This is a genomic window from Streptomyces albus subsp. albus, assembly GCF_000725885.1.
Taxonomy (GTDB): domain Bacteria; phylum Actinomycetota; class Actinomycetes; order Streptomycetales; family Streptomycetaceae; genus Streptomyces; species Streptomyces albus.
The window spans coordinates 153,811-166,389 of the sequence record NZ_JODR01000015.1 but is presented as its reverse complement, the minus strand read 5'-3'; the positions used below and the strand labels follow the sequence as shown (position 1 = coordinate 166,389).

Genomic DNA, 12,579 nt, shown 5'->3' with positions numbered 1-12,579 from the left:
AAACGCTCGGCTGGGAAACCCCAGCCGAGCGCCTGCATAAACTGCTCGCGGCCTGATCAACACAACCACGTGTTGCAACGACCGCTAGAAACCGCCGTCTCCGCCGGGCCCCGGAGGGCTCATACGGTGCGGTGCATGCCGATCGAGCGGGGCGCGGTCCCGGTGAAGCCGAACCGTGCGTAGAGGCGGTGCGCGTCGCCGTCCGCGATGAGGGAGACGTAGGCCGTGGCGGGGGCCCGGCGCTCCAGCTCCCCGGTGAGCTCCGCCATGATCCGGGTGCCGAGGCCCCGGCCCTGGTGCTCGGGCAGTACGCACACGTCCACGATCTGGAAGCAGGCGCCGCCGTCGCCGACGATCCTGCCCATACCGACGATCCGGCCGGCCGCGGGGTCGTCCTGGGGTGCGGCCTCGACCACCACGCCGTGCCAGGTGTGGGGCAGGCCCTGGGCGACGGCCTCGGCCGACCGGTCGCTCATCCCGGCCGCGCGGCGCAGCGAGCGGAAGGTCCCGACGTCCGGGACACCGGGCCGCACCACATAGGTGTAATGGTCGTCAGTGCTGTTCATGGGTTACACGCTAACAGGGTAATTCGAACGCGTGAGCGTCGTGGCCGTGGCAGACTCCTCCCATGGATCGACCGGATGGTGACGACTGGGAGACGCGGCTGGAGCGCACCTGGTCGCGGATGGACGCGCTGGTGGCCGAACGCGGCGAGGACGGATTCCGCGCGGCGGTGGAGGCCCTCGCGGCCGAACTGCCCGCGGGCAGCGCCGTCGCGGACTTCGAACGCGGCTGCGCCCACGACTCCACCGGCCTGCCCGAGGCGGCCGTACGGTTCTACCGCGCGGCGCTGCGCACCGGACTGACCGGGCTGCGCCGCCGGCGGGCCGTCGTCCAACTCGCCAGCTCCCTGCGGAACACCGGCCGGCCCCAGGAGTCCGTCGCCCTGCTCCGGGCGGAACTCGCCCGCGCTCCCGAGGAAGGACCCGAGGCCGCCGAGGTCGCCGCGCTGGAGGACGCCGTACGCGCCACCCTCGCCCTCGCGCTCACCGATCTGGGCCGGGCCCGCGAGGGCGTCTCCCTCGTGCTGACGGCCCTCGCCCCCCATCTGCCCCGCTACCAGCGGTCGATGGCCGCCTATGCACGGCTGCTGATGGAGGACGGGCCCGCCCCCGACGGCCCGGTACCGCACCCCGGCTGAGCCGCCGCCGGACCGCCCCGGCCGCCCGCCCTCAGCCGCGCCGCGCCGCGAGACGTTCCACGGCCCGCACCACCGCCGCCGTCCCGTCCTCCGCGTCCAGCCGCGCCGCCACCCTGCGGGCGCACCGCCCGTAGGAAGGGTCGCGTACGGCGGCCGTCAGCGCGGCGGCGAGCCGGTCGGCGGTCAGCCGGCGCAGCGGCACCACGGCGGGTGCCACGCCCGAGGCGACCAGCCGTGCCGCCCAGAACCCGGCGTCGAACTGCACCGGCACCGGCACCGCCGGCACGCCCGCGCGCAGCCCGGCGCCCGTCGTGCCCGCGCCGCAGTGGTGCACGACGGCGGCCGTCCGCGGGAACAGCAGTGCGTGCGGCACCTCGTCGACGGTCAGCAGGTCCGGGCCGTCGTCGGCGTGCAGCCCCGCCCAGCCGCGCTGCACCACTCCGCGCAGCCCCGCCTTGCGCAGCGCCCGCACCACCAGGGCGCCGGTCGCCTCCGCGTCGGGCACGGTGGCGCTGCCCAGCCCGACGAACACCGGGGGCGGCCCCGCCGCCAGGAACTCCTCGACGTGGCGGGGCAGTCGGGCGTCCGGCGGATCGTACGGCCACCAGTAGCCGCACACCTCCAGACCCGGCCGCCAGTCCCGGGGCCGGGGCACCAGCACCGGGCTGAACCCGTGCCAGACGGGCCAGCCGCGCCGCTCACGCGCCCGGTGCCGGGCCGCCCGCGCCGCAGCCGGCGGCAGGGACAGCAGGTCCCGCACGGTGGTGCGCACCGCCTGGGAGAAGACGCGGTCCACGGCCTCGTTCGTCATCCGCCCCGCCAGCCGGTTGCCCACCGGCCCGAACGACCGGGCGCCCAGCACGGAGGGGCTGAAGGCGGCCGTGGAGTGCAGCGGCTGGAGGAAGACGCCCGCGCTCGGCACCCCGAGCCCCTCCCCGATGGCGTTGCCCAGCGGCGCCAGGGAGCTGGAGAGCAGCAGCAGGTCGCAGCGCCGGGCGAGCTCCACCAGCGGTGGCGCCATCCCGCCCACCAGCTCCCTCGCCATCCTCGTCAGCCGCAGCAGCTTGCCGGGGCCGGTGGTGGACTCGTGCAGGGCCCGGCCGCGTGCGGACTCCAGCTCGGCCCGCGGATCGACGGGCAGCGGGCACAGCTCCACCCCGGCCGCCGTCACCAGCGGGCCGAAGGAGGCGTGGGTGGCCACCGTGACCCGGTGCCCGGCCCGGGCCAGACCGTGCGCGAGCCCGGTGTAGGGCGCGATGTCGCCCCGCGAGCCCGCCGTCATCACCGCAACGCGCATGGCGTCAGTATCCGTGAGGCGCCCGCCCGGCGGGGCGCTTTCAGCCTTGAGCCATCGTGCGGTTCATCGCCAGGTTGGAGACCAGCAGCCCGCCGTCCACCGGCAGTGAGACGCCGGTGATCCACGCGGCGTCGCGGGACGCCAGGAAGGCGACGGCCGCCGCGATGTCGGCGGGCTCCCCGACCCGGCCCAGCGGGTAGTGGGCGCTGACCTCCTCCAGCATCGCGGCCCGGTTGCGCCACACATCGGTGCGCACGGTGCCCGGCTCGACGAGGTTGACGCGTATCCCGCGCGGGGCCGACTCGACGGCCAGCGTCCGGGTGAGGGAGGCCAGGGCGGCCTTGGCGGCGCTGTAGGCGTGGTCGCCGAAGTGCCGTTCGGCGTTGACGGAACCGATGTTGACGACCGCGCCCCGGCCCGATGCCCCCTCCAGCAGGGGCAGCGCGGCACGGACGCAGCGCGCCGCACCGTGCACGGTCACCTCGAAGTCCTCGTACCAGGGCGCCTCGTCCCACTGCTCGAAGCGCTCGGGGTCGCGGTGACAGGCGTAGGCGTTGTTGACCAGGACATCGAGACCGCCGAACGTCTCCCCGGCGTGGGCGACGGCGGCCTCGACCGCCGCCGCGTCCGTCACGTCGCAGGTCCGGGCCTCGGCGGCGCCGCCGTCCGCACGGATGGCGGCGGCCACCGAGTCGGCACGCGCGGCGTCCCGGTCGGTGACCAGGACGCGCGCGCCCTCCCCGGCGAGGCGGCGTGCGACGGCCTCGCCGATGCCCTGTCCGGCGCCGGTCACCAGCGCCGCGTACCCCTCGAATCGTGTCATCCGATCATGCTAGAGGCGTCCTTTCCCTCCCGGACAGACGCGGTACGCGCCGCTGCCGCGTTGTGCTGCTCCTCCCAGGCGGACAGCGCCAGCCCGCAGGCGTGGTCCACGTGCCGCAGCTTCTCCAGCCGCAGCTCCACCGGCCGGTCGGCGGGCAGCGCCTCCAACTGGTCCTGGAGCTTGGGCAGCCGCAGGAACGTGGCGTTGCCCAGCACGGTCACCACCAGCGGCCGGCCCTCGCCGGGGTCGTGGGTCTCGACATGCACGTGCGAGGTCTCCCACGCGGTCTTGACCACCGCGAGCAGCAGGCCCAGCAGGACGCCCTGGAACATGTCGGTCAGTACGATCGCCAGCGCCGTGACGGCCAGCACCACGGCCTCCGCCCGGTGCTCGCGCCACATCGGCCCCAGTTCGCGCAGCGGGATCAGCTTCCACCCCGCGTGCACCAGCACACCGGCCAGCGCGCACAGCGGGATCATGCCCAGTGCGGCGGGGAAGGCGGCGGTGAACAGCAGCAGCCACACCCCGTGCAGCACCCGGGACGCCTTGGTCCTGGCGCCGGCCGCCACATTGGCGGAGCTGCGTACGATCACGGCCGTCATCGGCAGCGCGCCCAGTGCGCCGCACACCGTGTTGCCGGCGCCCTGGGCCATCAGCTCCTTGTCGTACTGGGTGCGCGGACCGTCGTGCAGCCGGTCCACGGCGGCGGCGCTGAACAGCGATTCGGCGGAGGCGATCAGGGTGAACGCCAGCACGGTGCTGATCATCCCGAGGGAGGCCAGCCCGCCGAAGTCGCCCAGGCCCGGCGGCTGGACGGCATCCAGCAGGCCCTGCACCTGTACGCGGGCCACCGGCAGGTCGAAGCCGACGGTCACGGCGGTGGCCAGCAGCACGGCGGCCAGCGGCGCCGGCAGCACCCGCGCCCCCGCCCGCCACTTGGGCCACAGCAGCAGCACCAGCACGGTGGCCGTGCCCAGACCGACCGCCGTCAGCGCGCCGGGATCACCGGCGGTCTCCAGCACCAGGTTGCCCAGGCCCGCCAGCTTGCCGGGGCCGCTGCCGGGCGCGTCCGCGTCGGCCAGCGCGTACAGCTGACCGGCGATCAGCACCAGACCGATACCGGCGAGCATGCCCTGGACGACCGAGACGGAGATCGCCCGGAACCAGCGGCCCAGTCGCAGTGCGCCCATGAGCAGTTGCAGCAGTCCGGCCGCCAGCACCAGCACGCCCAGACCGCTGAGCCCGTAGGTGTCCACGGCCTCGTACACCAGCACCGTGAGGCCGGCCGCGGGGCCGCTCACCTGGAGGCTGCTGCCGGGCAGGAAACCGGTGACCAGACCGCCCACGATGCCGGTGACCAGGCCCAGTTCGGCCGGTACGCCGGAGGCCACGGCGATGCCCACGCACAGCGGCAGCGCGACCAGGAAGACCACCAGCGAGGCGGTGAAGTCGGCGCGCAGACTGCCCCGGCTGCGGAACGGATTGAGCCGGGCGGCCGGGGACGTCCCGGCCGCGCTCCCCTCCTGCCTCCCGTGCTCCTCGTGCTTGCCGTTCCCGTCCTGCCCGGTGTTCTTGTCGTGCCCGGGGAACTTCTCGTGCTTGTCGGATGTCATGACGCCGCCTCTCACAGGGGGAGGAACGCGTCGGTGCGCGCGTCGAGTTCGAGTACCTGGCCGGTGTGCACGGTGTAGTACCAGCCGCGCAGCCTGAGCTGCCCGGCCGCCTCCCGTTCGCGTACGCACGGATAGCGGCGCAGCCGCGCGAGCTGCACCCTCACGTGCCGCTGCACGGCGGCGGCCACATCGGGCTGGTGCCGTTCGGACTCGTCGGACGCCAGCTGAGCGGGCGGCGGCAGCTGGGCGTCCAGCCAGCCGTGCACGGCCGGCAGCGCGGCCAGGTCCTCGTTCCTGATCCGGGCGCCCACCGCGCCGCAGTGGGAGTGCCCGCACACCACGACCTCGGGCACATTCAGGACGCCGAGCGCGAACTCGATGGTCGCGGATTCGCCGGTGGGCCGGCCGTCCGTCTCGTGGGGCGGCACCGCGTTGCCGGCGGTCCGCAGTTCGAAGAGCTGGCCGGGGCGGGCCCCGGTGAAGACGGCGGGCTGGACCCGCGCATCCGAACAGGTGATGAAGAGGGCTTCGGGCGACTGGCCCTCGGCCAGCCTGCCGTAGCTGTCGCGGTCGTCGGCGTGGTCACGTATCCGCGCCGGGAAGGCGCGGGCATGAGCGATGAGAGAGCGCATGATGATTACCTTGCGTTTCGGTGAGCGTTCGGTGAGTGATGCCGTCACGGCAGCGCACATCGCCGGCCGCCGGGCCCGCCGGCGGGCCGCGGGGTGTGGGAGGTGCGGCTGCCGGGGCCGGTATCAGTGCCGGAACACCTGGTGCAGTACGGGCATGTCGACGGTTCTGCTCCACGGCATGCCCGCGCTTCCCGTCCGGGGAAGCGGCCTGGTGTGCGCGGCGTGCGTGGGTGCCCGGTGGCTGCGTGCGAATGTCGGCCGCTCGCCCGGGGCCGGCGGTGCGGCGGGGGAGCGGACGGTGCGGCGCGCGTGCAGGTCGACAGCGGTGTGCTCGACCTCGGGGGTGGAGGAGAGCGCGTTGAACTGGACGGCGGCGGGCGCGCGTTCACCCGAAGCCGGCAGGGCGCTCGTGCTCGCCCCCTGGGCGGCCAGCAGCAGAGCGAGAAGCAGGACGAACGCGTGGACGGCTGTTCGAACGACGGTCACACAGCGTCGCATGCTCCTCCTCCCGGTCACCGGTCATGCGCTGGGGGCTTCATCGTCACCCACAGGATGTTTCGTTGCACAGCGTGTTCGGTGAACTCCAGGTGAACTCGGCAGGGAGATGCCGGGAGTTCTGCGTAGGGCTTCTGCTTTTCGGCCGCAACGACAGGAATGCGCCAGCCGGATTCTCGAAACGGTGACCGATATCCGTACTCCAGTGCCCTTGACCGGCCGGTTCAGCCCTTGAACGCCCCTTGGAGCAGTCCCGCCACAAAGCTGCGCTGGAAGACCAGATACACGATTGTGATGGGCAACATGACCACGATCGTGCCGGCCGCCAGCATGGGCACATCCGTGTTGTTCTGCCCCACGAAGAACCCGAGCCCCGCCGGCGCCGTCCGCTTCGCCGCATCCTGGATGAGCACCAGCACCAGCAGGAACTGGTTCCACGACCACATGAACACCAGCACGCCCAGCGTCGTCAGCGAGGGCCGGGCCAGCGGCAGCAGCACCCGGACCAGGACCGTCCACGCCGAGGCGCCGTCCATCCGCGCCGCCTCCACCAGCGACGGCGGCACCGTCCGGAAGTGTGTCCGCATCCAGAACACGCCGAACGGCAGGAACAGCGCGATCTCCACCAGGATCACGCCCAGGTAGGAGTCCGTCAGGCCCACGCTCCGCAGATCGAAGTGGAGCGGCACGACGATCAGTTCCACCGGGATGGTCAGCCCCGCGACGAACAGCGCCGCCACCCCGTCGCCGCCCGGCAGCCGCAGCGTGCCCAGCGCGTAGCCCGCCAGCCCCGACAGCAGCAGCGTGGCCGGCACCACCCCCGCGGCGATCACCAGACTGGAGCGCATCAGCTCGGAGAACCCCGCGACCGTCCACGCCTGCCGGTAGTTGTCCAGGCTCCAGTGCTCGGGCCACGCCATGCCCACCACGGGCTCTCCCGAGGGCTGCATGGACGCCAGGAAGACGTTCAGGAACGGGACGACGACGGCGAGCGCCAGCACCGTCAGCAGCGCGTACCCCGACCGGCGCTCCGCCGGTGACGCCGTGCTCATGCCTCCGTCCTCTCCGGCCGTGCCAGCCGGTTGATCACATAGACCACCGCCAGGATCAGCACGCTCAGCACCACGCCCAGCGCCGAGGCCAGGCCCACCTTGCCGTCGGAGAACGCCAGCCGGTAGACCAGCAGCCCCGGCACGGCCGTCTCCTCCCCGGGGCCGCCCCCGGTGGTGACGTAGACGATGTCGAAACCGGCCAGCGCGGCCACCGTGGTGACCGTCAGCGCGACGGCCAGCTCGCCGCGCAGCTGCGGCAGCGTCACCGAGACGAACTCCCGCACCGGGCCCGCGCCGTCCAGCCGTGCCGCCTCGTACAGCTGCGGATCGACCTTGTGCACGCCACTGAGGAAGAGCATCATGCACAGCCCGCTGAGCACCCAGGTGCCCACCAGGCCCACCGCGACCAGCGCCCAGTCGAAGTCCCCCAGCCACGCCCGCGCCCAGCCGCCCAGCCCGATACCGCCCAGCGTCTCGTTGATGAGCCCGTCGTCCCCGTACAGCCAGCGCCACGTCACACCCACCGCCACCAGCGGCACCACCTGCGGCAGCATGAACAGCAGCCGCCAGACGGCCATCCCCCTGCGGCGGTGCCGGGCCAGCAGCGCCGTCGTGACCAGGCCGGCCACGACAGGCAGGAAGGAGAAGAAGACCACCAGCACCAGCGCGTTGACCACCGAACCGCGCAGCGCCGGATCGGTGGCGACCCGGCGGTAGTTGTCCAGGCCCGCCCAGCGGCCCAGCGTCACCCCGTCCCACTCGAACAGCGAGAGATAGGCGGTGTGCAGCGCCGGCAGCACGGCGAACGTCAGATAGACGGCCAGCGCGGGCAGGACGAACAGCCAGCCCCGCCGGCGGCCCCGCACCCGGCGCACCCCGGAGGGCCGCCGCGCGGTGCGCCCCCCGCGGCTCACCGTCCGCCTCCGCCGTACCGCTCGTCCCACACGTCCTGGAGCGAGCCGAGGAACGCCTCGGGCGTGGTGCGGCCCGCCATCAGCTTCTGCACCCCCGCGCGCAGCGGATCGAGCATCGCGGGCGCCGCGAAGTCGGGGAAGTGGTTCATCCCGTCGTCGGCGGTGACGCGCCGGTGCGCCCGCGCCACCTCGCCCAGCACCCCCCGGGGCACGGGGACGGCGTCCTCGTCCGTGGGCAGGAAACCGTTGTCGCTGACGATCTTCTGCGCCTCCGCCGAGGTGAGGAAGTCCAGGAAGGCCCCCGCCGCCTGCGGATGCGCGGTGCGCGAGGAGACCGCGTAGGAGACGCTGAAGCCCGAGGAGACGGCGCGGGCCCCCGGGCGGGCCCCCGGCATCAGGAAGAACCCTGCCTTCTTCCCCATGGCCTGCGCCAACTGGCCCGCCGCCCAGTTGCCGTTGACCAGGAAGACGCTCCGGCCGCGCACGAACTGCCCCGTCGAGTCGTTCTGGGTGGTCCCGATGGCCGAGTCGTCGAAGTAGCCCTTGCGGCTCCACTCCGCCAGCTTCCTGGTGGCCGCGAGCGCCCGGGCCGTCTCGATGGTGGCGCCCCTCTCGCCCTTGATCCACCGCCGGTACTCCGCGGGCGGCATCGCGTTGTTGAGCAGCGCCGCCCACAGGTGCAGCCCGCCGGAGTCGAGCGCGCCCACGCCCAGCGGTGTCATCCCCGCACGTTTCACCGCGGCGAGCTGCCGCTCGAACTCGGCCAGGGTGCGCGGCGGCCGGGTGATGCCCGCGCGGCGCGCCAGCTCCTTGTCGTAGTAGATCCCCGTCATCGACAGGCCGGCCGGAACGCCGTACAGCCGCTTGCCGGCCGCACCCCGTCCGGGGCCCGTGAGCCGGGACCCGGACAGCTGGTCGAGGGCGGAGGCGGGGAGCTTCGCGCGCCAGCGGTAGGCGTCGCGGTAGGGGGCCAGCTCGAGGATGTCGCCGCGCGCGGCGATGTCGTCCATCCCGACGGCGTACTGCGCCAGATCGGGCGCGTTGTCCGATGCCATGGTGAGCTTGATGCTCTTCACGTAGTCGGCGAACTGGGTGTAGCGCGGCTCGATCGTGATGCGCGGATGCTTTCTGTGGAACGCCGCGACCAGTGCGTCCACCATCGCCGGGGCGTCGGCGAAGGTGAGCTTCAAGGTGATGTCCTCGTCGGGCACGGCGGTGGACGACGGGACGGTGCGGGGCCGGCCCGGATCGGCGGCGCTCCCCGGGGTCAGCGCGCCGCAGGCCGTGACCAGCGCCGCCAGCAGGGCGACGGCCGGCGCGAGGATCAGGAAGCGGCGCGGGCCGGGGCGGCCGGGCCCCCGGGCGGTGGCCCGGCGGCCGGCTCTCATCCCCTCGTCCATCGGCATGCGCGCCCCCTCCCGTGCCGGGCCCAGTGCGAGCGGGTCAGGACCGTACCAGCGGGTGTGCGGCCCGGCCAGACCCCCGCGCAGCCGCCCAAGTGGCGGGCCTTTCCGTGCAGTTGCCGCTGACCGGCGCCTTCGTGTGACCCGCGGGCGCTGTCCTGCCGCACCCTCCGTGGCCGGGCCTCACCCGAACGAGCGGTCACCAGTACGACCGTCGGGTATCAGGACGAATTCGGTGTCACTATGGAAACAGGGCGTATATGTGGAGGAAAAGATGTTCGAACCGGACGACATCCGGGAATGGCGCGGGCACGACGTGGTCGACGAGAGCGGGAGCAAGATCGGCTCCCTGGAGTCGGTGTACGTGGACACCGCCACCGACCGGCCCTCCTTCGCCACCGTGACCATCGGCATGCCCACCCGGCACCGCCTGGTCTTCGTGCCGCTGGCGGGCGCCACCGTGGGCCCGCAGTACGTCAAGGTCCGCTACCCCAAGAGCCAGATCAAGGACGCCCCCTCCATCGGGACCGACGGCGTGCTGCCCGCGGAGCAGGAGGCAGCCGTCTTCGCGCACTACGAACTGCAGTACACCCCGGGCGCGGGCGGCGAGCGCCGCCTCGCGCGCCGCTGAGACGGGGAGGCACCGCCATGGCACTGTTCCTTTTCCTGGTCCTCGTGGCCATCGTGCTGGGGATCTTCGGCGCGGTGCTCAAAGGGCTCTTCTATCTGCTCATCATCGGTATCGTCGTCGCCCTGATCGCCTTCCTGTGGGCGGGGTACCGGATCACCTCCCGGGCGAACAACCGCCGCGTACGCTGACGGGGTCCGGCCGCCGCCCGGCAGGCCGGGCAGTGACGACAGTGGCTGCCGAGGGGTGGAGTGCACATGGCGGAGGACCTGCGTGACGACCGGCTCGACGAGATAGACCCCGACCGTCCCCACTCCGCCCGGATCTGGAACTACTGGCTGGGCGGCAAGGACCACTACGAGGCCGACCGGATCGCGGGGGACCGCTTCCGGGAGGCGTTCCCCGGCATCGTGGACAACGCGCGGGCCTTCCGTCACTTCCTCGCCCGCGGCGTCCGCTACCTGGCGGGTGAGGCGCGGATCGACCAGTTCCTCGACGTGGGGACCGGTCTGCCCACCGTCGACAACACCCACCAGCTGGCACAGCGCGTCAACCCTCGGGCGCGGATCGTCTACGTCGACAACGACCCGCTGGTGCTGCTGCACGCCGGCGCGCTGCTGACCAGTCACCCCGAGGGTGCGACCGACTACCTCCACGCCGATCTGCGGGAGCCCGCGGCGATCGTCGAGCGGGCCGCCGCCACCCTCGATCTCGGCAGGCCGACGGCCCTGGTCCTCAGCGGCGTCCTGGGGCACGTCCCCGACCACGCGGAGGCGTGCGGCATCGTCCGCGAGCTGCTCGCGGCCCTCCCGTCGGGCAGCTTCCTGCTGGTCTGCGACGGTACGAGCACCGACGCCCGGCTGCGCGCGGCCCAGGAGCGTCACAACAACGACGCGGGGGAGGTCCGCTACTTCCTGCGGTCGCCGCAGCAGATCGCGGAGTACTTCGAGGGGCTGGAGCCGGTGGCCCCCGGCGTGGTGCCCTGCCCCGAGTGGCGGCCCGACGTGGCGCCGCTGGGCGAGCCGGTGCGGGTGGACGCGTACGGGGGTGTCGCCCGCAAGCCGTGACCTGCCGGTGCGGCCACCCGAACGCACCGTGCCCGTTATGCCCGTCTTGCTCCGCTATGTACCCTGAGTGGAGCACGCACGTTGCCTCACGCTGCGGAAGGCGGACACATGGCTTCGGTCGGCGGAGTGCCCTGCTGGGTGAGTCTGATGACCCCTGATCAACGGGCCGCCGAAGAGTTCTACGGATCCGTGCTGAGCTGGACGTACGACACGGTCACCGACGGCCCGGACTCGCGGGTCGCCCTGGTGGACGGCCAGCCGGTCGCCGGCTTCAACGCACTGGCCGACGGCGCCGGTCCCGAGGCCGAGCGGTGGACCGTCTACTTCAAGGTCGAGGACGCCGACCTGGTCGCCGAACGCATCGCCGAGCGTGGTGCCACGGTCGCCGTCGGTCCCCTGCGGGAGGACGGCGGCCGGGCCGTGATCGCCGCCGACCAGTGGGGCGCCCCCTTCGGCCTGTGGCAGGGCCCCGGCCCCGCGGCCTGGGGCGTGGGCGCCGGCCCGGCACCCGCCTGGCTGCAACTGCACACCCGCGACGCCTTCGCCGCCGCTGTCTTCTACGGCGAGATCTTCGACTGGGTGGACAACCCCAGCCACGGCGTCACCTACGAGGAGAAGTACGACGAGATCGTCGTGCGCGTGGACGGCCACCCCGTGGCCGGACTCCGCGGCGGCGCCCCCGAGTCCCCGCCGGATCCCCGCATCCGGGCGAGATGGGAGCCGTACTTCCGGGTACCCGACCTCGACGCGGCGGTCGACGCCGCGGAACGGGAGGGTGGCGAGGTCGTCACCCCGCCCCAGCCCGGACCCCTGGGGTGGTCGGCGACCCTCCGTGACCCCAAGGGCGCCTCCTTCTGTCTGCTCAGCACGTAAGGAGCACACCATGCAGGAGAACGACAAGAACGGCCCGATCCAGGACGACGAGGCCAAGAAGCGGCTCCGCGGGGACCTGCGCTCCAACCGCGAGGAAGCGCGCGAGATGGAACCCTCCGGCGAGGACCAGCCGGAAGCCGTCCGCGACCCCCAGGCCCTGCGCACCGGCGGCACCCCCGCCGGCATGTCCTCCCGGGACGTGGAGCTGCGCTCCGAGATCGCGCAGTACCTCGGCCGGCACCTGTACCCGGCCGGCCGCGAGGAGGTCCTGGACACCCTGCGCGCCGAGCACGCCCCCGACCGGCTCCTCGAACTGGCCTCCGGCCTCCCGGCCGACGCCCGTTACGCCAACGTCCAGGAGGTCGCCCAGGCCCTGGGCCTCCACACCGAGACCCGCCGCAGCTGACGCGGCACCCCCCCGCAGCCCGCCGGGCACCGACCCCCGCCCCGCCTACCGTGCTGGTTGGAGACACCCGGACCGGCTACCCCACTGGTGCCGGTCCGGTGGGGCGAGGGACCAACCGGCCGGTGGATGCCCGGGCCCCGCCCCCGCGCATACGTTCCCCTCGCAACGGCACATC

Annotated in this window: 15 protein-coding genes; 6 read left to right on the top strand and 9 right to left on the bottom strand. The window is 73.2% G+C overall.

Annotated features, from left to right (window positions below; translation table 11 throughout):
* Window positions 1-119: 119 nt before the first annotated feature.
* On the bottom strand, window positions 120-566 hold the full coding sequence (locus IO40_RS0118250; RefSeq protein WP_016467965.1) for a GNAT family N-acetyltransferase: 447 nt from the start codon (window positions 564-566) through the stop codon (window positions 120-122).
* Window positions 567-628: 62 nt separating this feature from the next.
* Here IO40_RS0118250 and IO40_RS0118245 point away from each other — a divergent pair, with 62 nt between their 5' ends.
* Entirely contained in the window at window positions 629-1,201 is a 573-nt protein-coding gene (locus tag IO40_RS0118245; protein ID WP_016467964.1) for a tetratricopeptide repeat protein, read from the top strand.
* A gap of 31 nt (window positions 1,202-1,232) precedes the next feature.
* Here IO40_RS0118245 and IO40_RS0118240 read toward each other — a convergent pair whose 3' ends face one another.
* From IO40_RS0118240 to IO40_RS0118205, 8 genes are all read right to left on the bottom strand, one after another.
* The gene (locus IO40_RS0118240; RefSeq protein ID WP_031175752.1) at window positions 1,233-2,498 is read right to left on the bottom strand and encodes a glycosyltransferase; all 1,266 of its coding nucleotides are present in this window, start codon (window positions 2,496-2,498) and stop codon (window positions 1,233-1,235) included.
* Between the two features lie 40 nt (window positions 2,499-2,538).
* Window positions 2,539-3,321: an SDR family NAD(P)-dependent oxidoreductase gene (locus tag IO40_RS0118235; protein ID WP_030408032.1), complete on the bottom strand. Its 783-nt coding sequence runs from the start codon at window positions 3,319-3,321 to the stop codon at window positions 2,539-2,541.
* Complete coding sequence (locus IO40_RS0118230) at window positions 3,318-4,934, bottom strand: SulP family inorganic anion transporter (protein WP_016467961.1); 1,617 nt, start codon at window positions 4,932-4,934, stop codon at window positions 3,318-3,320. Before IO40_RS0118230 ends, IO40_RS0118235 begins: the two co-directional genes overlap by 4 nt.
* An 11-nt stretch (window positions 4,935-4,945) precedes the next feature.
* Window positions 4,946-5,566: a carbonic anhydrase gene (locus tag IO40_RS0118225; RefSeq protein ID WP_016467960.1), complete on the bottom strand. Its 621-nt coding sequence runs from the start codon at window positions 5,564-5,566 to the stop codon at window positions 4,946-4,948.
* Window positions 5,567-5,689: 123 nt separating this feature from the next.
* Complete coding sequence (locus tag IO40_RS0118220) at window positions 5,690-6,064, bottom strand: hypothetical protein (RefSeq protein ID WP_016467959.1); 375 nt, start codon at window positions 6,062-6,064, stop codon at window positions 5,690-5,692.
* A 221-nt stretch (window positions 6,065-6,285) separates the two neighbouring features.
* On the bottom strand, window positions 6,286-7,113 hold the full coding sequence (locus tag IO40_RS0118215; protein WP_031175751.1) for a carbohydrate ABC transporter permease: 828 nt from the start codon (window positions 7,111-7,113) through the stop codon (window positions 6,286-6,288).
* Window positions 7,110-8,027 carry a carbohydrate ABC transporter permease gene (locus IO40_RS0118210; RefSeq protein ID WP_016467957.1) on the bottom strand — a complete coding sequence of 306 codons (918 nt, stop codon included), beginning with the start codon at window positions 8,025-8,027 and terminating at the stop codon, window positions 7,110-7,112. Before IO40_RS0118210 ends, IO40_RS0118215 begins: the two co-directional genes overlap by 4 nt.
* Window positions 8,024-9,433 (bottom strand): ABC transporter substrate-binding protein, encoded by a 1,410-nt coding sequence (locus tag IO40_RS0118205; protein WP_016467956.1) that lies wholly within the window; start codon window positions 9,431-9,433, stop codon window positions 8,024-8,026. Before IO40_RS0118205 ends, IO40_RS0118210 begins: the two co-directional genes overlap by 4 nt.
* Before the next feature lie 271 nt (window positions 9,434-9,704).
* Between IO40_RS0118205 and IO40_RS0118200 the strand changes: the two genes are divergently transcribed.
* The 5 genes from IO40_RS0118200 (at window position 9,705) to IO40_RS0118180 (ending at window position 12,404) form a co-directional block, all read left to right on the top strand.
* Window positions 9,705-10,061 (top strand): PRC-barrel domain-containing protein, encoded by a 357-nt coding sequence (locus IO40_RS0118200; protein WP_016467955.1) that lies wholly within the window; start codon window positions 9,705-9,707, stop codon window positions 10,059-10,061.
* Between the two features lie 17 nt (window positions 10,062-10,078).
* The gene (locus IO40_RS38000) at window positions 10,079-10,249 is read left to right on the top strand and encodes a hypothetical protein (RefSeq protein ID WP_016467954.1); all 171 of its coding nucleotides are present in this window, start codon (window positions 10,079-10,081) and stop codon (window positions 10,247-10,249) included.
* Between the two features lie 66 nt (window positions 10,250-10,315).
* On the top strand, window positions 10,316-11,125 hold the full coding sequence (locus tag IO40_RS0118190; RefSeq protein ID WP_016467953.1) for an SAM-dependent methyltransferase: 810 nt from the start codon (window positions 10,316-10,318) through the stop codon (window positions 11,123-11,125).
* Between the two features lie 108 nt (window positions 11,126-11,233).
* Window positions 11,234-11,998, top strand: a complete 765-nt coding sequence (locus tag IO40_RS37660) for a VOC family protein (protein ID WP_016467952.1) — start codon at window positions 11,234-11,236, stop codon at window positions 11,996-11,998.
* Between the two features lie 10 nt (window positions 11,999-12,008).
* The gene (locus IO40_RS0118180; protein ID WP_031027960.1) at window positions 12,009-12,404 is read left to right on the top strand and encodes a DUF2795 domain-containing protein; all 396 of its coding nucleotides are present in this window, start codon (window positions 12,009-12,011) and stop codon (window positions 12,402-12,404) included.
* Window positions 12,405-12,579 lie beyond the last annotated feature (175 nt).